Below are 21,160 nucleotides of genomic sequence, written 5' to 3'. Positions count from 1 at the left end.
AATCGCTGCACGCCTCGTGTTATAGAGACGCGTTGTTGATGACGCCACACATTCAATCGATCGCGTCACGCGGTCGCTGGGGACAGTGTTGTGCCCCCTCGCGACGCAGTTCAGGGTGAACTGACTTTAGACGCACTTCGTTTACTTCGGTGGGCCCATCGACAAACGCAATGATCGGTTGACCAGCGTCCAACGCGGCTTCGGCAGCCAAGGGCAGTGACAATTCCGGCGCAGAAATCACCTCGTCTCCTTCACCGCTGCGCAATCTGCCCGCCAACCAAATACTGGTCATTCCCACGGCCGCTGCGATCCATCCGACGGTTCCGAAGCCTTCTAATGCCGCACCTTCACCGGTTTGGGTCACGAACAAACCGCCGACGTAGGCACCGACCCCACCAAAGATATGCTGAACCGATGAGTTGGCACTAAGAAATGCACCCCGATGTCGCGGCGCCACACTCGCAGTGATCATGGCCATGGCGGGGATCATTCGCCCCACGTTGCAAACCATCAAAGCGCCGAAAACGAAAATCGCAAGCAAAATCCCCCCCGCATACAAGTGGGTGATCGCGAACATCAGTGCCGCCGAAAGAGGCGCAATGACTCGGAAAACGAACAATTTCCCGGCTCGGTCCACCCAGCGGCCAATGATCGGCGAGGCGAAGAACGTCAGCGCACCGCCAGCGATGTAGACCCAAGGCAACTGCTGTTCGGACATTCCAATATTCCCGACAAAATAGGCACTGATGTAGGGGAAGATCAAAAATCCGCTGCAGGTCAACGCGATGATCAATGCGAAAGCGTTCAGGTGGTTCGGCACCGTGAACGTTCTGCGGATCGATTCAAGCGGGTGCAAATGAGCTTCGCCAAAGTGGGCGTTCAAGCTGGGCAGCGCATACGCCGCGATGAACAAAACCGGTACTCCCGAAATGGCCAACGCGATGAACGTCATATTCCAGCCAAATTGGTTCCCGATCACCAACCCCAATGGAACGCCCGCCACCGACGCGATCGCAAAACCGGTCATCATCGCCCCTGTCGCACGTCCGCGACGGCTGTCGGGGAAAACGTCACCAATGATGGCCATCGAGATTCCCCCCAAAATCCCGCCGAACGCTCCCGTTAGCACTCGAGCAAACACGAGAGTTCCATAGTTGGGGGCGAGTCCACACAACAACGTGCCAAGAATAAAGCCAGCGTACAGCACCAGAAATGCAGTTTTTCGGCTAAAGCGATCGACGGTCGCCGACGCGACCAAACCGGCCACACCCGCAGCAAACGTGTAAGACGATACGATTAGCCCAAACGCCGCAGGATTGATATCCAATACCCTCATCAATTGGGGGCCGAGAGGCATCACAATCATAAAGTCGACGATGGTGATGAATTGAACGGTCGCCAATACAAGCAAGATAAGCCGCTCGTTGTAACCCGTCGTGTCGTTCGATTCCGATTGGGACATTCACATTTCGCTTGCATTGAAAAAGAAGACGGTTCGCAGGCAACGAAATCGGGTGAAATCGTTTGCATGCATTTGAGGATCAACCCGAGAAAACTTTTTTCCTGTGGCGTCTCGTCCTCGCGATGCAGCCAACACTGTACAGCATTTCGTAGGGAAACTCGCCAAGAGTTTCGCAGGGCATACGTCATGGAACGAAAGTCTTGGCGACTTCCACTACGCTAAATTGCACAAACCAGCTAAGGAGGTAATGCTTCATAGTGTTAGCCAAACCGGCAAAAGCAATCCGCAGTCTCGGGTGATGGGGGGCGTGAGCAACGCGGAATCAGCGATCCTTTACCGATCCCATCTTATGACACTGCATCGTTTTCGGGGTTCACGATGATTTCAACACGACGAGGGAATCTCAACAAGGCTGGGACGAGTCGCATTTGCAAAGTTCAACCAAACTTCGCAAAGCGTTGGAATCGGCCATCGGTTGGCGAGCCACAACAACCAAATCCCCCCAATCGCCACTGCAATTTTCAGCAACGGCGGTCAAGCAACCAAGGCACCGAAGCGAATGGACCGGAAAGCGACCTAACAAGATTTCATTACCGTAAAAGTCGTGTCATCGCGGCTGCGACTCCACGCGTGACTTCGCTCATCCGTTTGTAATCGAGCGTTTCGGGGGTGTCCGAAGCTTGATGGTAATTTGAATTGCGTAAGAAGCTGGTGTCGGTCAACATCAGCGCCGCAAAGCCATGGTCCCAAAACGAACTGTTGTCGCTGCGACGGATCTCGCTGACCTTTTCCGGTAGCACGATTGAGAATAGCGGCATCTTGGTACCGCATTTGAATCCGCGTCGAAATTGCCAATTCAGTTTCCACGAGGCCGGGTTTCCGACTGCAGCCAAGAAATTGCCTCGTTTGGGAAACAGCCGATGAAGCGGCCTGGGGATCGATGGCGGTACTTTTTGTGATCCAATCTCGTCACGAAAATATCCGACCATTTCGAGACACAGCATCCCGATAATTTTCTCGCCCTGTTGTTTTGCTTGACGAGCATGGTGCTGGCTGCCCATCGCATCGAAATCGCCATACGGCTTCTCTTCGCACGTGAACGCAACATACCTCGCCGTGCGTTTGCCTGTGTGTTGCCGTAACAACCGGCTGACTTCGATCATCACCGCGACGGCTGACGCGTTGTCGTCCGCACCGGGGGTTCCCGCAACCGTGTCGTAGTGGGCACCTAACAGAACGATCTCGTCGGATCGCTTCGTTCCGTTTTTCTGCACGAACAAGTTTGTCGCAGGCGTGCCCATTGCATCGTAGTGCTGCTGTTGAACGTCATATTCCATCGCGTTCCATTGGCCTGCGATGTAACCGGTCGTCGCTTTAATCGACTTTGGACGATCGAGCGTGCGAGGACCGATCAAACCGGCGAGTCGATCGACATGCAGACGAAGATTGGCTTCGATTTCATCGCTCATCAGCAGGGACGCTCTTGGGGAATCGTGCTTCGGTTCACTTGCCGCTTAGGCTGGTGTTGCACCGAAAATACAGTCCCAAGCGGGCCACGTCAAAGTGAAACAAAGGAGTTCGTTTAGCGGCGGCCCCGGCCATCACGTCGCCCAAGTTGAGCAAAGAGGCTGTCGAAATTCGCAGCGCTGGTGGTCGTGCGGAAAGATGTTGGAGGTGACATTGTTGTCAGCGTCGACTCCGCCGAGGGAATCGTGATCTTGGTTTCCCGAGTGTCGAGCCAAGCAGCGAATTCATCCGAGCTGATTAAACCATCGGCGTCGACGTCATCGTCCGACAAGCGACTCCAAACCGTCTCTGGCAATTCCTCTTCGCTGAGCGAGCCGTCTTCGTTTGCATCATAACGAGCGAGCAATTGATCGAAACCAACTCGGAACGGTGGTTGCCGCTCAAAGCGATGATGGGGGCGACCCAAGGGAGAGAAACGTTCGTGATCACAAATTGCGGAATCATCGTCATCTTCCCCGTCCTGGTCGGTCAACCCGCCATCGTCAATGGCACTGTCGTCATCAGCGAGGCTATCGTCTGCGTCGGAGCTATCGTCGTCCGTCACCACGTCCGTGTCGTCGTCGCTGCCTACCGAAGGCGTATTGTTCGTCAGATCGATGTCGTCTTGGTTCTCGAACTCGTCTTCAATGTCGAGACTGTCTTCGTTCTCAACACTTTCTTCATTCTCGACACTGTCTTGGAGCGAATCCCCTTGCTCGGCGACCACATCGGCGCCCACAATCGACTCACTCGTTCCTTCCGTTTCCGCCGGAACCAGTGAGTTAATCACCAACAAGGCATCGAGCGCCGTGACGGATCCGTCGCCGTTGACATCAGAAAATCCGCTCACCAAATCGTTGTTGCGGCTTAATTGGTTGATAATTACCAACGCGTCCAGTGCCGATGTCGAACCGTCATTGTTGGCGTCCGTTGGGGCGTAGAGATTATGGTTCTCGGGGACATCCGCTTCGAGCCGGCCTCCCCAGCGGTGCCAATTTCCGCCGCGACGCCAACGTCGCCGTGGAAACGGATCGTCCTCAGAGTCGGGCGTGTCATCCGGTGCGGCTTCGGGGATATCCGCATCCGTTGTGTCTGTATCGTCGGTACTACTTGGATCTTCGTTGGTTCTCTCGTCAACCGGCGTGTCATCAATGGGAGTGTCGACGACGGGATCATCACTCGTTTCGGTGACTGTGGACGGGGCATACAGCATTAACGCTTCGGCAACGTCGCTGGAGTCCAGCCCAGTGAACTGTTGGTTCGGTGAAACAGACGGCTGAAGCACCGAACCAAGATCCGCCAAATGGTCCAGCCCGAGTGAATGTCCGATTTCGTGAGCGGCGACCCAGACAAGATCGAACGCTTGATTGCCCAACGAGTTACCGACCTCCCAAATCTCGGATGTGTCGAATTGGATATCTCCCGCGATTCGTGCCGGGTTCACATCATCAGGGAAATAAGCTTGCGCCAGCGTACCACCGCCGCCATCAATATTCGCAAACGAGATGTCAATCGAATCGCTCAGTCCGGTCTGGTTGACTTTGGTAAACGTCACATCGACGACACTTGACCATGCATCCAGCGCTGTCTCAATGGCCGCATCGACTTCGACTTGCGAAAGCGAACTCGGAGCGTTGCTGATCGTGTAAGTCAACTCTGCCCCACCCAACCCGGGACCGTCCCAACCGAAGCTCGCCGCCAGCACGCGTCTTGCTTCGAGTGGCTCGGCCATCAACCGGCGACGTTGTTTTGAACGAACGGGTTTCGATGTCCGTTTGCGAAATAGTCGTTTCATTCAAATGGCTCTAATGTTTCGGTTGACGACAAGAGGGAGGGGGAAACGGAGCGTCGCGTGGTTCCCCGTCAGGGGGCACTGACGGAGAACCACTACAACGCCGCGAGTTGCTACGTCCACGCGTTCAGCGGATCCGGAGGGTTCGAAAGAATCCGCCGAACGACGTCTATGCGTAAGGGGGATTTCTTCCCGGTGTTGTCACGCTCAAGCCAAAGAAAATTGGTAATTCGTACAATTCGCAATCTTTTTCCAGAAAACGGAGCGGGTTCGCGTGCACAGAACGTCGTTGAAACCACGCCTTGTGGCTTTACACGCCGCTAAAATAACAGAGCGTGCGGAATTGTTTTGTCACGCCCCCCCACGCTTTGCCACGCCCGAGTCTGCTTGCGGATTCGTGAGGTAGCGAAAGTTTGCATTGGATTCATTGCTGCACTATGTCCGAGAACGACGAACCACTAGAGACCCCACTCCCGCAATCGCACAATGAACGGATCTTGTTAACGGGCGCGACGGGATACGTTGGCGGGCGATTGCTTCGCTTGCTCGAATACTCCGGTCGTCCCCTTCGCTGTATGGCACGCCACCCCGAGAATTTGCGGCCTCGCGTCTCGCAGCGAACCGAAGTCGTCCGCGGCGACGTGCTCCAGCGTGATACATTGGCTGACGCGGTACAGGGGATCCACACCGTGTACTACTTGATTCACTCGATGGGCACCAGCGACGGGTTTGAGCAAGACGACCGGGACGCCGCTTGCAATTTCGCCTCGGCCGCTCGCGATGCTGGCGTCAAACGTATTGTCTATCTTGGCGGACTTGGCGAAGACGACGATGAACTATCGAGCCATTTGCGTAGCCGTCATGAAGTTGGCAAGGTGTTGAAAGAATCGGGCGCACAGGTCATCGAATTTCGGGCCTCGGTGATCATCGGGTCGGGAAGTTTATCGTTTGAATTGGTGCGTGCCCTGGTGCGAAAACTGCCAATCATGTTATGGCCAAAATGGGTATCGACCGAAGCATCGCCAATTGCGATACGCGACGTACTGAGCTATTTAATGGAAACGCTCGAGATGCCGCTTGGGGAAAGCAAAATCTATCAGATCGGGGGTCCTGAACCGGTTTCGTATGGCGGGATCATGGACGAATACGCTCGCCAACGTGGTTTGAAACGGATCAAGATCCGAGTTCCGTTTCTATCGCCGCGGATCAGCAGTCTCTGGCTAGGCTTGGTCACCCCCGTTTACGCCCGGATTGGCCGAAAATTGGTCGAAGGACTCCGGAATCCTACGATCGTGACCAACGACGCGGCGCTCCGTGATTATTCGGTACGTCCGGTGGGCATCCGAGACGCGATCCAGCGGGCGATCCAGCGTGAGGACGAAGAAATGGTGGAAACACGGTGGTCCGACGCTTTGTCATCGGCGGGACGGACGCCGAAATGGGGCGGCGAAGCGTTTGGCAGTCGACTTGTCGATTCACGCACGATCGACGTCGATGTGCCGCCGGAATGCGCCTTCACCCCGATACGGCGTATCGGTGGCGATGCCGGCTGGTACTACGGCGAATGGTTGTGGAAAATTCGCGGATTTATGGACATGTTGATCGGTGGCGTCGGGTTTCGGCGTGGCCGCCGGCATGCAAATAACGTGCATGTCGGCGACGCCATCGATTTTTGGCGAGTCGAACTCATCGAGCCTAACCAACGACTGCGACTCGCAGCGGAAATGAAACTACCTGGGCGAGGATGGCTCGATTACGAAGTCTCCGCACGCCCCGGCGGCGGATCCACCATTCGCCAGACTGCCGAATTTGATCCAGCGGGCTTGTTTGGTTTGTTCTATTGGTATTCGGTGTGGCCACTGCACCAATTTGTATTCGCCGGGATGCTCCGCGGAGTCGCGAAACGGGCCGAAGCATTTTGCCGAGCGCAGCAGCCTTAGTCCTGAGGGTCAGGTTTGGGGAGCATCGAAAACACGAGCGAAGCCACCATACCGATCAACGCAAACAGCGCCACGACCGCAAACAAATGCTGGTGACCGAGAGCACCGGGCGAGTCGTCAAGCAATTTGCCCATCATCGGCCCCATGAACACATCCGGTGTATATCCGATCGCCGACACCACCCCAACCGCCGTGCCGGTGTAGTGAAACGGCACGTTACCTTCTTGCATGATTGCGAAATAAAGACCGCGCAGTGCAAACACCGCGGCACTGGTGGCGATGATCGTGCCAAAAAAGACGGCGTTCATTCCCGGTTTGAACACTCCGAATGCGATCGATCCGCAACCGATTGCGACGACAAGGAAGCTCAATGCTGTGATCCTCGAAATGCGACTGCGATCAGCGACGATTCCCGCTGCGATCGCCGCCACGGGTCGGATCCACATCGACATCGTGCTGGTGTGCGCCGCCGCCACCTCGTCGTATCCAAGTACCTCTCGAGCGTACAAGGAAATATCGTCGAGTCCTTTGTAGCCAACGTACGCACAAACGATGATCACCGCTTGCAGCGCCACCGCAGGCATCTTCAGCACCGCCAATACCCCTGCCCATGTGATTCTGGGCTCGCTTGTCATCGTGTCGCTCAGGTCGCTTCGAACCGCAAACCAAACCAGCCCCCCTGAGGCCAAAGTGATTCCTGTGAAAACCAGAATCACTTGTCGAAAGGCGGCGGTTCGTTCCGCAATGCTCGCCGCATCGGAATCACCTTGTAACAACCACGAGTAAACCAACACTGCTACCGAACCCGTGGCCGCGGCGACCAATCCGCGTCCGCCATCGAGGATGCCAAATGCGGTTCCCGAATATGTCTCGCCTCCGATCTCACGCGTCGCGCGAATCATCGCCGCCCAGAACAACAAGATCGTCGTCAGCCCCCAATAGGCATACAGCCACTTCATCATCGTGATCGAAGGTATGGCGGCCAACGCCAATCCGCCGAGCGATGTCGACAACAAGGCTAATGTCATCATCTTGCGTGGGGCAAATGCATCCGCCAGCGGTCCGCCCGGAAAATACGCCAGCATTGCGATCACGCCGTAGGCTGAAAATGCATAGCCGAGTTCAAGGTTGCTGATCCCGAACACCTCCAGCAATGTGGGACGAAAAACCCGGGCAATCACAAACGGCAAAAAGAAGATGGCTTCTCCGGCAATCACCAACGCCAACATCGCCACCGTCAATGGCGGTCGAAGCGGCGGTGATTTGGATTCGCCCATGCCGTCAATCCTAAAGCCGTTCTGGATTGAATGGCGTCGTCGGAGTTTTCCCGGATGCACGAACGTGCAACAACGGACGCAGCTGTGCAATCACGTTCCTGGCCCGCTCGTCCGGATCAATCGCCAAATTTTCGAACTCCAATGGGTCGGTGTGGTGATCATACAATTCAAATCCGTATTTGCCTTCGCCCCACTCGGTATACCGGTAGCGGTCGGTGCGGATACTGCACCCCATCACCGGATCGCCAAGTCGATCGTCCGCAGGCCGCAGCACTTGCGTCACCGCCACCGAGTCCCAATCGGCCAACGGATTGTCCAACAAAGGACGCAAACTCTGGCCGTCTAGATCCTCAGGAGCGGTGACTCCAGCCAAATCGGTCAGTGTCGGATAGATATCGACAAACTCAACAACACGGCGACAATCCCCCGCAGCCTGGGCGTGTTGTGGCGAGCGGATGATCAACGGGGCGCGAGCGGATTGCTCAAACAGGGTTCGCTTTTGCCAGACGCCATCATGTTCGCCCAAGTGGTACCCGTGATCGCTCCAAAAAACCACGATCGTGTTTTCAGCGAGATCGAGCTGCTCGAGCGCATCGAGCAACCGTCCGACCTGAGCATCAACAAATGACACACACGCATAATACGCCTGTGTGGCCTTGATTAACGTGTCATGATCGAGGTTGTAATTCGGGACGGGACAATTATGTGCGAACGCGGCGAGCGGGATGTCATCGCGATCGCCTGGCGGCGCATAGGGCAAACGCAGTGACGCGGCCGGGTACATGTCAAAGTATTTCTGCGGTGAAACATAGGGCGTGTGAGGCCGAAAGAAACCGACGCCGAGGAAAAACGGCTCGTCCCGTTTCTGCTGCATTAGCGTGATCGCTTCGGTTGCAATCATTCCATCGGTTTGCTCCGTATCCGCACCGCCGGCTGCCAACCAACTGAGTGCCCCGCTGATCTTCCGATGCGGTTCGGCGTTAAATACAAGAGCCTCGTCGGTCTTGTCACGACCAATCGGGTTGACGGTTTTGTTCCACGACGGTGGGTCATCGAATCCGTCGGTTCCAATCGATGCAGGAACGTTGTAGTGATAGATTTTCCCAACGCGTGCAGCGTAGTATCCGTCATCCTGAAACGCTTGCGACAGCGTGACAACATCAGGCAGCTCGTCACGAAAATGACGATCGAGGTCGTAGACTTTGATCTTATCCGGTCGCAATCCGGTCATAATCGATGCGCGGGTAGGATTGCACAACGGCAATTGATTGTAAGCTCGCTGGAAACAAACGCCGCTGCGGGCAAGTCGATCGATGTTCGGCGTCTTGGCAATCACATCACCGTAACAACCTAGCGTGCAAGCCAAATCGTCCACTGCAATGAACAACACATTCGGTCGCTCTTGTTGAGCGACCCGGCGGATCTCATCGCCCGCATGTAAGTTGTTGACGCAACACACAATCACCAACAACAGCGATGCGTAACTCCGTGAAACCATTCCGATCGAACCCGTGAAGAGACGTGACTAGAAAAATTCGCTAGTTTGCAGGGAGGCCGTACGGCGCAGGATCGTTCGAACTGCGTTTGCGAGGACGCTCCCTGCTTTTGGCCAGTCAAGCGTGGCTGGCGGATTTACTTTGCTTTGTTGCGTTTGTTTTTATTGTTCTTTCGCGTTTCCGGCGGAGTCAATCCATCGTCAGGTTGATCCCAAAGTCGATACGGGTCGTCCAGCCGCCGCATCTCACTTAGCAACAACGCTTCCATCTCCGCCAACTTGTCAGCGTATTTCGGATTGTCTGCCAAATTCGTGAGCGATGGATCGTCCTTGCCGTGTTCGGCGAGAAACTCGTGAGGATTTTCGGCGAGGTTGAAGAGCTGCGTTTGACGAACCGTGCCATCAAGTACGTCATATTTGATCAGCTTCCAGTCGCCCTTTTTCACCGATCGCATTCCCGGCTTCGTGCCGCCGCTGTACGTACCGTACAAGACGTCGCGAACCGTCGACTTTTGCCCATCAAGAACCGGTTTGAAACTGATTCCTTCGTTCGTCTCCGGTGCCTCAATCCCCGCGATGTCGCACAGTGTCGCGAGCGTATCGAGTAAGTAAGTATTTCCGGTCACACGGGAGCCCGGTTTGATTCCCGGTCCTTTGACGATCAAAGGAACTCGCCAAGTGTGTTCGTAGAGGTTCTGTTTTCCTTGCAATCCATGACGTCCGATCGCGATACCGTGGTCGGACGTATAAACGATGTAGGTGTTATCGAGTTCGCCCATCGCTTCGAGTTTTGTTAACACGCGGCCGATTTGGATGTCGATTGCCTCATCGCAAGCGAATTCGCGGCCACGCTCGTTCCGAATTGTGCGTTCGTCTCGGTTTGTCCACACGCCGCTGACGGACACTTCGTCTCGCAATCCCGGATGACCATGAGGAAACGGATGCTCGGGAAGATAGTTTTCTGGAAGCGGCGGTTGTTTGGGGTTTTCTGCAGGCAGCGAGTTGCGATCGGTGTGGTTGGTGGCCCCATACTTTTCGAGCAATTCAGGGCGTCCGTCGCGGGTGTCGTGAGGATGTGAAAAACCAAAGTAAACCAAAAACGGATCCGAATCGTTATCGGCTTCGCGCTGATTCAAATAGTTCATGACTTGATCGCCATGCCAAGGACTGCCGGTCTCATCCGTGCCGCCTCGCTTGCTGGCGTCATGACGCACGGTGAACTGTTGGTTTGCCCCTTCGTAGGAGTTGCCTCTCTTGCAGGTTCGCATTGTGTCGTAACCCGCCCGATTGAACACGGCCGCAAGCGTGTTTTGCTCGAGATTTGGCGGACAGAGTTCTTTTGCGTTCGGCGCGATCGGCAAATGCCAAACGGTCCGCCCCGACATCACCATGTGCCGCGACGGCGTGCACACGGCACCCGAAAACGATCCCATGTGATATGCGGCGTCAAAGACCATCCCTTCGGCGGCCAACTTATCAATGTTGGGCGAATTCAGCGTCGATTTCGGGTTGTAAAACTTAAAATCCTCGGGCGACTGATCGTCAACAATGATAAACAGAATGTTGGGCCGTTTGGGCGAGTCATTTTTGCTGTCGGCAGCGTTAACGGCGTTCGGCGATTTCAGCAATCCAACGCACAATAACGCCACGAAAAGGCGAAGTGTTTTTGAGGCTCGTATCATGAATTCCTGCTTCGATTTCGGGGACGTGGTGATTCACTTGGACGCGACGCGGACCAACTTGATTGTGGCTCGCCATCTCGCATCACTTTGGGGCTAATGTCCGCAATGGGCTCGCTGTGAACAAATTTTAGTCCCCTTCGATTGAAAAATGTTTAGCAAACGCGGTGGAATGACTCGGCGTTTTCCCTTTCGTGCCGCTTTAGCAACAAATTTTAGGCGAACCGCCGCTCACGCGTGAGTTTCGGACCACTCGGTAAATAACCCTCACAATTCAAATGAATTCCGCTACGCCGACGCCAATTTTAACCTTCCAATGGACACGAATGTGATTGGCAATCGGGGCATGTCCAGGTCGGTTATAATTGTCCATCGAGTGTGGCAAAGCCTGTTCGCTGGCCATTCTTAACGCCCTTAATTCCAACCTATGCTGGCTCCCGCCTTCACCCCCACCCAAGGTCCGATCATGTTTTTTCAATTGGCAATCCCCCGGCTTTGGGGCATACTTGGTCTGTTCATGGTATTGATCGCGACGTCGCCGCAGGTGCATGGCAACACCGCGGACAAACCGAACTTTATCGTTGTCTACTGTGACAATCTTGGCTACGGCGATATCGAGCCGTTCGGATCGACGCTGCACCGGACTCCCAACCTAAACCGGATGGCAAGCGAAGGCCGCAAGTTCACGCACTTCTGTGTGACGGCTGGCGTGTGTACCCCGTCCAGAGCAAGTTTGATTACGGGGTGTTATTCACAGCGTGTTGGCATGCATACCAACCCCCGCGACGGTTTGGTTTTGCGGCCTGTTTCCCCCTTTGGGTTAAACCCCGATGAGGTGACCATTGCCGAGTCGCTGAAGGCCGCCGGCTACGCCACCGCGATCGTCGGAAAGTGGCATTTGGGGGACCAGCCAATGTTCTTGCCAACACGTCAAGGTTTTGATTGGTTCTTTGGGGTGCCCTATTCGGATGACATGACCGAGCGGGTTTGGAGTGATGGTTCTCAGTGGCCGCCGCTGCCCTTGATGGAAAACGAAACCGTCATCGAAGCCCCCTGTGACCGAAACGGATTGACCAAGCGGTACACCGAGCGGGCGATGCAGTGGATTGCAGAGCACCAGGATGAACCCTTCTTTCTGTATTTTCCGCAAGCGATGCCAGGCAGCACCGCAACCCCCTTCTCGAGCGATCAATTCCGAGGCAAAAGTGCAAACGGGCCATGGGGTGACGCGATCGAAGAACTCGATTGGTCGATCGGCGTGATGCTTGATCAATTGCAGCAACTCGGGATCGCCGAGAACACCTTCGTGATTTGGACATCGGACAACGGAGCTCCGATCCAACGCAAAGTCAACGATCTGAGCCGAGGATCGAACCTGCCACTGCACGGCCGCGGGTACACCACAGCCGAGGGTGCTTTCCGGGTGCCAACGATCGTGTGGCAGCCTGGCAAGGTGCCTGCGGGCACGGTGTGCGAAGAACTTGCCACCACGATGGATTTGCTGCCGACATTCACCAAGCTCGCAGGCGGGACATTGCCGCAGGACCGCAAGATCGATGGCCACGACATTTCACCGTTGTTGTTTGGCGAGCGGGGGGCGAGAACGCCCCACGAAACATTTTACTATTATCACGCCGCGCAATTGCAAGCGATCCGCAGTGGCAAATGGAAACTCTTTTTGCCGGTCGCGGGCAAACCACATCCGCACTTCCAAACCAACCAACCGCCTGAACCCCTGCTATTCAACGTGGTAGATGACGTCGCGAGCGAGCATAATGTCGCTGCGAAGCATCCTAAAATTGTTGAGCGGCTGATGGCGTTAGCCGAACAAGTACGTGAGGAATTAGGCGACAAAGGACGATCAGGATCGGGGCAACGCCCAGTCGGTCGAATCGACGCATCGGCAATCGCCCAGCCCCAGCGATTGTTGCCATAGCGTGGTTAAGGATTCTGCTTTGGCGTTTCGGTTTTGTTTTATTAGCGCAACGACGTAAACCAGGATTGCTAAAACGCTGGTGTTGACTCGGATATTACGAGTAAGTTTTGCTTTCGGACTATACGCCTGTTACCAAGATGTCATCCAGCTTCCGCCGCTCGCCGCACGCCGACTCCCGATGGCGTGCGGTGGATCTACTCGCCGATGCAGTACAGGTACTCTTGGCGTTTGTCGTCTTCGTGGGCTGCCGACCGCAAAAAGATCTGCCCACCGGCGATCGCAATTGAGGCAAACACGCTTTCGCCTAACCGGTTCTGACCGAGGTTTTCATATTCATCGGGGCTGGCGCGAAAAATAAACGTCTCCCCGTCTTCGTTAGTCGCGTAAATGCGATCATTCACCATCACAGGCGAACTTGTGAACGATCCACCAAGTCGTTTCTTCCACATCGTTTCGCCGGTTTTGGAATCCAGACACATCGCGACTCCCGCATCGAGAGTCAGATACAGATAGCCATCACGATGCAAAATCGAAGGTACATAGACTCGTAAATTTTGGTCCCACACGATTTTTCCCGAACCGTCCGCGGCGATCGCGGCAAGATGGTTGCGTGGGTAGCCACCGCTGCTGAAGACATGCGTCCCGTCAGTCACCGTGGTGGTAACGCACTCCGTCGTCGCTCCCTCGATTTCCCATAATGTTTCGCCGTTGGACGGATTCAGACTGGTCACTAAATCACACCCGGTGACGATCAATTGGTCGCGGCCGTCGATTTTTAAGACAACAGGCGAAGCATAATTGGGAAGCTCGGGACGTTTCCGTGTCCAAACAATGTCACCTGTATTGCGGTTCAGTGCCGCGATCGCGCCCCCCGCCTTGTTGTCGCATGTGACAAGGACCAGATCGTTGTAGATGGTGGGTGAAGATCCGTAGCCTTGATGAATCAAGTAGTCGCTGACGCGAGTCTGCCAAACCACTTTTCCATCCAGGTCCAATGCCGAAGTGAACATCGCACTGTCGTTGATGAAATTGATGTAAAGACGCGAACCGTCGGTAGCGATCGTCGAGGACGCCAGCGTCGCTTTCTCGTTCGCTTTGCGGCCGCTTTTGTTCTCGAACCCACCCTCATGCACCACCGATTCCCAAAGCTGTTTGCCAGTCTGCCGTTCAAAGCACAGCACCAATTGGACTTTGCGATTTTCATCAGCAGTCGGCAGATAAACGCGAGACCCGAGCACCGTAGGCGATCCGTGTCCGCGACCCGCCACCGGGGTTCGCCACAATACGTTTTCATCCTGACTCCACTTCAGCGGCGGATCTTGATTCGGCGACGCGATGCCGTTGACCGAAGGACCTCGCCATCCGGGCCAATCGGTCGATCTCAAGCTTGAATCAGCCTCGAGGCGAGGTGTTTGTGCGGTGGCAAGGTTGCCGTGCAACAGACAACACCATACAACCGCGACCGTGGTGGGGCCGACGCAGAAAAGTCGCTTCAAGCAAATTCCCATTTCTTAGCAATCGTTGTAAAAGAGTTTTAGCAAGTAAAAGTCGTTGATCGCTCTCCGATCATAACGAAACCGGCCATCGAAACAACATTCTCGATGGATCGCAGATTATTAGGCAATCATCAAATACACGATCGCTGCAAGCGAGCCACCGACAAGCGGAGCGACGACGGGAACCCAAGCATAGCTCCAATCGCTGTCACGTTTTCCCGGAATCGGCAGCAGTGCGTGCACCAATCGAGGTCCCAAATCACGCGCCGGATTGATCGCGTATCCGGTCGTCCCGCCGAGCGACAATCCAATGCCAAACACCAACATCCCCACAGGCAGGAACCCGAGTGTGCCCAGTCCGAGTACGGGATCCGTATCCACAGCCGCGTCGCCATGCGTCAGACTCGGAGTGATCATCAAAAAGATGGGCAGGATCAAGGCGAACGTGCCAACGGCTTCACACAAGAACGCTTGCGGCAAATTGCGAATGTTGGGCGAGGTGCAGAAGCAGGCCAATTTGCCGTCGGCGTCCTCCGTGACTTTGAAATGTTCACGGTAGAACAGATAGACTAACGCGGCACCCGCAATGGCTCCGAGCATTTGCGCGGCAAAATATGGAATCGCCATACCGATACTTAATTTGCCCGCAATCAACATCGCTACAGTGACCGCCGGGTTGATGTGAGCGCCACTAAAATCGTTAGCGCAAAACGCGCCGATGAAAACGGCAATTCCCCAACCCGCCGCGATCACGATCCATCCGGAATCATTTCCTTTGGTACGTGCTAGTACGACGTTGGCAACCACGCCGTTGCCAAACAGGATCAGCATCATCGTGCCAATAAATTCTGCAACAAAAGGAGACATAACTTCGATTTTCGGCTTCGATGTTCAGGGGGAGGGGAGGATCACGCGGAGGTGACGACGCGGCGGGGACGCGTGAATCGATCAAGAAATCGCCAGCGTCAGAGCACAAATGATAATGCAATTAAAACGGGCTGCCTGCCGAAACGGCGAGTCCGTGTCATCATTTTGCATTATTCTTGCAAGCGACTGTTTAGACCGCAGTGGATTTCGCCGCGTTACTGGATCGGCGCCAGCAGTCGCGAGCCTCGCACGAGCAGCTGGAACGGGTAGGCGCTGTCGGTTAATTCGCTACCGGGCGCCGGATCCGAATTGCGAAGATCCTCTTCGAGTATTTCCGCCAAATGGCCGGCAACGGCCGAATCAAAGAACACCATCATCAACTCGAAGTTCAGCCGGAACGAGCGATTGTCAAAGTTGGCCGTTCCGATCGAGGCGATCTCATCATCAACCAAGATCACTTTTTGGTGCATAAAACGATCTCGGTAGCGATACATTTTCACCCCTGCCGCTTCCATTTCCGGCAGATACGAAAACGAAGAGAGCCAAACGAGGCGTGCATCGGAAACCTCAGGAATGATCACGCGAACATCCACGCCACGCAGCGCCGCCAACTGCAACGCCGTCGACATCTGTTGATCGGGAACAAAATACGGACTTGCGATCCACACTCGCTTCTCGGCCCGATTGATCACTTGCAGAAAGAACATGGACGCGGTTTCAAACTCGTCCGCAGGCCCGCTGGGAAGACAAATCCCCTTGACCTCGCCATTTTCCGATTGTGTCGGTGTCCACTGCAATTGATGAAGTAGTTCGCCAGTAACCGCGTGCCAATCCTCGGCGAACACGATTTGAGAACATTGCACCATCGGGCCTTCGAAACGAACATGTGTGTCGCGATAGACGCCCAGTTTTTCGTTATCCGCAAGATACTCGTCTCCGATATTGTGGCCGCCCACGAATGCCTCGCGACCATCGACAATGACAAGTTTGCGGTGATTCCGGAAGTTCAGACGCGTTGTCGATCCATCTTCGAGCGGCGGGTTGAAGCCGTGAATCTGCACTCCCCCGGACCGCAGCTTGTCGATATATCGGTTGGACATGTCGCGGCTGCCGTACTCGTCATACAGCACCTTGACTTGCACACCTTGTCGGGCTTTTGTCAACAACAGCTCGGCCAACCGGTTGCCAAGTTCGTCATCGCGAAGAATATAGAATTCAACCAGCACGTAGGATTCGGCTTGTTCAATGGACTGAAACAGCGAGTCAAACGTCTGCTTGCCATCGACCAAAATGGTGGCCGCGTTTCCTTCGGTGACCGGAAAATGAACAAGCTTGCTGAGTAGACGCTGTGTTTCATTCTCCGGATCCAACGCCAATCCCGACTCGACCAGATCCCGGTTCAATCTGTCCAAGATCGGGGCGTCTTCGGATTGACGGGCGCGGTAGGCGATCGCTTGTTTTCCGTAATCGGTTTCACCAATGGCCCAGTAGGCGGGAACGGCAATGTAGGGGAACGTGTTGAGCGTGACGATCCAAGCAATCGCCCCTTGTGGAGTACGAGGCTCACTGAGCACATTGATGGACGAAATGAAGCCAAGCGTATGAGCCAACAGCAGGATCGAACCCGTGATGCTGCGGCGATGAAGTCGCATCCAGGCAACGACGCGGCGCGAACGCTCGTGGCGTAAATACAACAGCCGGATCGGACGCCAAAGCGTTCTCGAAATCGCGTCGCGTTTGCGATCGATCCATTCAAAAACTCGCGCGGGTAACAATCGCCGCTTGGAACCAGACGCGGCTGGGGTGTTCATCAGTAAAGCAGCTCGCAAAAAGAAGCATCATCGGAGGTCGGTTGCACTGCGACGAGCGACAAAATGCAGCTTTCGTGCCAACGCAGTGTCATCCCCCTCAATTCCGCGGCGCGATGGAACAAAAATTGCAACCATTCGACGTTGGCAAAAATGGAAACAAGGTAATCAAAAAGCGATGCTGTACCTGTATGGGATGATCACCGAACCGATGTTCTGGTGGGTGGCGACGGTGTCCGCGATCGTGTTTGCGGCTTCACTCGTCGCGGTACCTTGGCTGATTCTGCGGCTTCCGAGTGATTATTTCAATCACCGCCGCCGCATCATGATCCGCCCGCAAACCAGGGCGTCCGTCTACTACCACTGCGTTTGGCTGGTCTTGAAGAACATCACCGGCGCAGCGTTTCTGACGATGGGAATCGCCATGTTGGTGCTGCCGGGGCAGGGATTGCTCACCATCTTTATTGGCTTGTCCCTGCTCGATTTTCCGGGAAAATACCAGTTGCAACGATCGTTGGTGTCGAAGCCCTTTATTCTGAAACCGCTGAATTGGATCCGGCGAAAAGGGGGCAAAGCTGACTTCATCGTGCATTCATCATAAGCACGGATGCGTCGACACCTTGGCCCTCAGTTTCAGCGCTCTCTCACCCATGGTCAGCCAAAGTCCAGCATGGTGCAAAGCCGACCAAGACGTACCCGACCGTCACCTTGGGCGAGTGACGGAGCCAGACACAGATTGCCCGGGCAACTCGCCACGCTTCAGTAATCTGTACAGACAGTGTGGGCGATTTGGCGGTAGAACGCAGCGTCATCGTCGCTGATGCCCTTGGGGACAAACGTTGTTTTGGTGGCGGAGATTCCCGTCAAGGATTCGAACCAGACAAGCCCCGCCAAGAAACAACCGTGCGAATTGCCGTGTTTGAAATCCAACGCCAATCGCGGTTTGTCACCTTTTGTTTGCCAGTGCCAACCGATCACCAACGAGTGGTCTTGGTTGGGTAAGTTCGGGTATTCGGGGTTTTCGTAGTCGAAGTTCGGATCGGGAGCAACGACCGTGCGTCCGGCGGCGCCGCGAGCGGCCTGGAACGCGGTCCCCACAGGCAGGATTCGTGCATCAAATTGCTTGGCATTGGCGTCGTAAGCGTCACGCAACCGCTCGTACATCTGCTGCTGATTCAAACCATCTTTCGCCAACAGCGGCGAATCTTGCCGGTACGCCCAAGTTTGGTGAATCAACAACTGAGCCGTCGGGGCCAGTTCCTCTACCAAAGCCGCCAATTGATCGATGTGCGGATGGTAGGTTTCAGGTTTGTGACTCAGCGCACTCATCTGCTGCACGGTGACAAAGTCCCAGGGCTGCAATTTCAGATAGTCCTGCAAGCTTAACTTCTTTCCGCTGGCCGCGTCTCGGTACGGCCGCACTTCGCTATCACTCGCCGACTGAATCGCCAGAGTGGCGTGTTTTTCTAAGGTGCATCCTCCGATGTTCGCAGTACCAATCACCAAATCCACCGACCCTTCGGATTGTGCAATCTCGCGAAGAAACAGACAGGCATTCTGAGCGAAGCTGTTCCCAATGGTTAGTACGCGGACCGTCCGTTTGGATTCTTGCGGTCGAGAGGGTGTAGAGTCATTTTCAGCGGCGGATGAAAATGCTGTGATCAATAGGACGAGCACGACGGAAAGCACGAGTCGTGAACCGAGGGGGGCGAGGCGTTGAATCATGGTAAGACGATTGGCGTGGTGGGCGAAGGAGGGAGCTAACAACGAAGGTCCTAAGTCTAGCAAAGATTAACTGCATGTGACTGCCTCTCACACCGTCGTAGCGAAACTCGCCAAGTGTTTCCGCTCCAATGCAATTACCTCTCCACCGACGAAGTTGGCGGAGAGGTGGCAGAAAATTTGCGCAATCAAAAATCACAACAAGCCCAAAGTTTTAGCGGTCCAGGCTAGTGCCCGGTCCGCTACGAGATTTCCAGCTACCTGTTCAGCGCCCGAATCAGTGATACAACAGGCCTTCACGTTTCGTGGTACATTTACACGTCCTTTAAGATTCCTCTCCCCCCTCTCCCCCTCTCATGATCGCACGCCTCGCACTCACGCTCCTATTCGGTTTCACCGGCACTCTATTGACTTTGGGTGCCAGCCCCGGCGACGGGCCGGTTGCCGACATGACATGGTCGCTCGACAGCGCTGACGACTTTCTCGTCCACGGTGACATCCAAACGGCCGAAGGTGTCCAGGACCGATCACTCGTTTTTGACGGCCGTTCTCTACTAACGCTGAAAGACTCCGCCGAACGGATCGCCGCAAACAAACCGTTCACGCTTGCGATCTGGGTTAATCCCTACCAGCTCGGCAGAACCCAGCAGATGATTGCCGCAGCGCATCAATATTCGTTGGGCCAGCGGAATTGGGGCGTGATGCTTGACAAGGACAAACGATTCCGGCTGTATGTGTGGCAAGGCAAATGGGTTACCGCCGATTGCGATAAAGTCCCCGAACGGGGCCATTGGCACTTGGTCGCGATTCAATTGCGAGACGGCGCCGCTGAGCTTTGGGTCAATGGCGAACTTGCGGGAAGCGTCCCGCTGAAGCAACCGGTCCAGTTCAGCGCAACTCCGATGACCTTTGCTGGAGTGAACGACAACGGTCATATTCGCCAAAATTTCAGCGGCGCATTGGACCTGGCACGCTGGTTCGATCGATCGTTGACTGCTGCGGAGATGAAGGATCTGTATCATCCGGTGACCGCAACACATGACGTTCCCGAGTTGCCGAAACCGGCACCATTGTGGGATGAATCCAGCACCTTGCCCTCCGCCGCCGATCTTCCGCAACTCGATGGCGTGCGATTTGGTGTGATCAAGCCGTATGAGTTTTCAAAAGATGGGTATCGGTTCTTACACGGCGTGGCCCTCGGATTTCATCGCAACCGTCTATACGCATCGTTCGGGCACAATCAAGGTGGCGAGAATACCGATTCCGAAGAGGCCCGAGTCTGCCACAGCGATGATGACGGCCGAACATGGAGCGAGGTGACGACGATTGACGCGGGAGTCGAACCGGGGATCGGAGTCAGCCATGGAGTGTTCCATTCGCACAATGGCGAATTTTGGGCGTTCCACGGTGCGTACTCCGGCACGATGCAAAACGTCCACACTCGAGCTTACCTGCTTGACGAGTCGACCGGGACTTGGACGCCCAAGGGAACGGTAATTGAAGGCGGTTTTTGGCCGATGCAGCAACCGATCCAACTGAAAAACGGCAACTGGATTATGGGCGGTCTTCGCGCCGGCAATGGCAATCCCGCCGCAGTCGCGATCAGCCACGGGGATGATTTGACCGCATGGGATCTGGTCGTGATTCCTCGTGATCAGGCAACCGGAACGATGTGGGGTGAGTCGACCGTCTTTGTCGACGGCGCGACGGTCGTCAATGTTTCACGCTATGGGGCCGAGGCAACCGCGCTGCGTGCTGCCAGCCACGACTATGGTCGCACATGGACCGCGTCTCGACCCTCGAATCTGCCGATGACGACAAGCAAACCCTACACCGGCACGCTTAGCAGCGGACAACATTACCTCGTCGGAACGACGGCAGCGAACAATGGTGGTCGACGCTCGCCGCTGACGATTGCGGTCACGCGTCCGAATGAGACACTCTTCAGCAAAGCGTTTGTGATTCGCCACGCCGAATTCAACGACGGCCCTGGGGAATCGCATCCGCAAGCGAAATTGTCGTATCCCTACGCGATCGAGCATGGCGGCAAATTGTACGTTGGCTATTCCAACAGCGGTGGCGGCGTCGGCCGCGTCGGTACCGGCCGCGAATTGTGGAACAACAACAGCGCCGAGATAGCCATCATCCCGATCAAAAGTTTGATACCGCGGCAGCGATAA

The 21,160-nt window shown here is 55.3% G+C and carries 14 protein-coding genes; 4 read left to right on the top strand and 10 right to left on the bottom strand.

From position 1 onward, the window contains the following. Positions 1 to 52: 52 nt before the first annotated feature. The 3 genes from ABD971_RS14090 to ABD971_RS14080 form a co-directional block, all read right to left on the bottom strand. Complete coding sequence (locus ABD971_RS14090; RefSeq protein WP_339941891.1) at positions 53 to 1,462, bottom strand: MFS transporter; 1,410 nt, start codon at positions 1,460 to 1,462, stop codon at positions 53 to 55. Positions 1,463 to 2,052: 590 nt separating this feature from the next. Then, a complete protein-coding gene (locus tag ABD971_RS14085; RefSeq protein ID WP_345323014.1) occupies positions 2,053 to 2,931 on the bottom strand; it encodes a M28 family peptidase in 879 nt (292 codons plus the stop codon). A 113-nt stretch (positions 2,932 to 3,044) separates the two neighbouring features. Further along, the gene (locus tag ABD971_RS14080) at positions 3,045 to 4,763 is read right to left on the bottom strand and encodes a matrixin family metalloprotease (RefSeq protein WP_345323012.1); all 1,719 of its coding nucleotides are present in this window, start codon (positions 4,761 to 4,763) and stop codon (positions 3,045 to 3,047) included. Between the two features lie 434 nt (positions 4,764 to 5,197). On the opposite strand from ABD971_RS14080, the gene ABD971_RS14075 reads away from it, so the two are divergent. Then, entirely contained in the window at positions 5,198 to 6,700 is a 1,503-nt protein-coding gene (locus ABD971_RS14075) for an SDR family oxidoreductase (protein ID WP_345323010.1), read from the top strand. Here ABD971_RS14075 and ABD971_RS14070 read toward each other — a convergent pair. The 3 genes from ABD971_RS14070 to ABD971_RS14060 all read right to left on the bottom strand — a co-directional run bounded on the left by ABD971_RS14070 (position 6,697) and on the right by ABD971_RS14060 (position 11,154). Further along, a complete protein-coding gene (locus ABD971_RS14070) occupies positions 6,697 to 7,977 on the bottom strand; it encodes an MFS transporter (protein WP_345323008.1) in 1,281 nt (426 codons plus the stop codon). The genes ABD971_RS14075 and ABD971_RS14070 overlap by 4 nt on opposite strands. 10 nt (positions 7,978 to 7,987) lie before the next feature. Further along, positions 7,988 to 9,475 (bottom strand): sulfatase, encoded by a 1,488-nt coding sequence (locus tag ABD971_RS14065; RefSeq protein WP_345323006.1) that lies wholly within the window; start codon positions 9,473 to 9,475, stop codon positions 7,988 to 7,990. A gap of 134 nt (positions 9,476 to 9,609) precedes the next feature. Beyond that, positions 9,610 to 11,154: a sulfatase family protein gene (locus tag ABD971_RS14060; RefSeq protein WP_345323004.1), complete on the bottom strand. Its 1,545-nt coding sequence runs from the start codon at positions 11,152 to 11,154 to the stop codon at positions 9,610 to 9,612. Positions 11,155 to 11,617: 463 nt separating this feature from the next. On the opposite strand from ABD971_RS14060, the gene ABD971_RS14055 reads away from it, so the two are divergent. Continuing rightward, positions 11,618 to 13,087, top strand: coding sequence for a sulfatase family protein (locus ABD971_RS14055; RefSeq protein ID WP_345323003.1), 1,470 nt, complete (start codon positions 11,618 to 11,620; stop codon positions 13,085 to 13,087). Between the two features lie 194 nt (positions 13,088 to 13,281). Here the strand turns inward: ABD971_RS14055 and ABD971_RS14050 are convergent, their stop codons facing one another. From ABD971_RS14050 to cls, 3 genes are all read right to left on the bottom strand, one after another. Next, positions 13,282 to 14,595, bottom strand: coding sequence for an outer membrane protein assembly factor BamB family protein (locus ABD971_RS14050; RefSeq protein ID WP_345323001.1), 1,314 nt, complete (start codon positions 14,593 to 14,595; stop codon positions 13,282 to 13,284). A 108-nt stretch (positions 14,596 to 14,703) separates the two neighbouring features. Next, positions 14,704 to 15,450, bottom strand: a complete 747-nt coding sequence (locus ABD971_RS14045; protein ID WP_339941899.1) for an MIP/aquaporin family protein — start codon at positions 15,448 to 15,450, stop codon at positions 14,704 to 14,706. 215 nt (positions 15,451 to 15,665) lie between these two features. Continuing rightward, positions 15,666 to 17,261 (bottom strand): cardiolipin synthase, encoded by a 1,596-nt coding sequence (gene cls, locus ABD971_RS14040; protein WP_345322998.1) that lies wholly within the window; start codon positions 17,259 to 17,261, stop codon positions 15,666 to 15,668. 85 nt (positions 17,262 to 17,346) lie between these two features. On the opposite strand from cls, the gene ABD971_RS14035 reads away from it, so the two are divergent. Then, on the top strand, positions 17,347 to 17,859 hold the full coding sequence (locus ABD971_RS14035) for a PGPGW domain-containing protein (RefSeq protein ID WP_345322996.1): 513 nt from the start codon (positions 17,347 to 17,349) through the stop codon (positions 17,857 to 17,859). Positions 17,860 to 18,017: 158 nt separating this feature from the next. Here the strand turns inward: ABD971_RS14035 and ABD971_RS14030 are convergent, their stop codons facing one another. Further along, positions 18,018 to 18,983, bottom strand: coding sequence for a DUF4886 domain-containing protein (locus tag ABD971_RS14030; RefSeq protein WP_345322994.1), 966 nt, complete (start codon positions 18,981 to 18,983; stop codon positions 18,018 to 18,020). 353 nt (positions 18,984 to 19,336) lie between these two features. On the opposite strand from ABD971_RS14030, the gene ABD971_RS14025 reads away from it, so the two are divergent. After that, entirely contained in the window at positions 19,337 to 21,160 is a 1,824-nt protein-coding gene (locus ABD971_RS14025; RefSeq protein ID WP_345322992.1) for an exo-alpha-sialidase, read from the top strand.

It is taken from the genome of Novipirellula rosea, from assembly GCF_039541335.1.
GTDB lineage: Bacteria > Planctomycetota > Planctomycetia > Pirellulales > Pirellulaceae > Novipirellula > Novipirellula rosea.
This window is presented reverse-complemented; position numbering and strand designations above follow the sequence as displayed.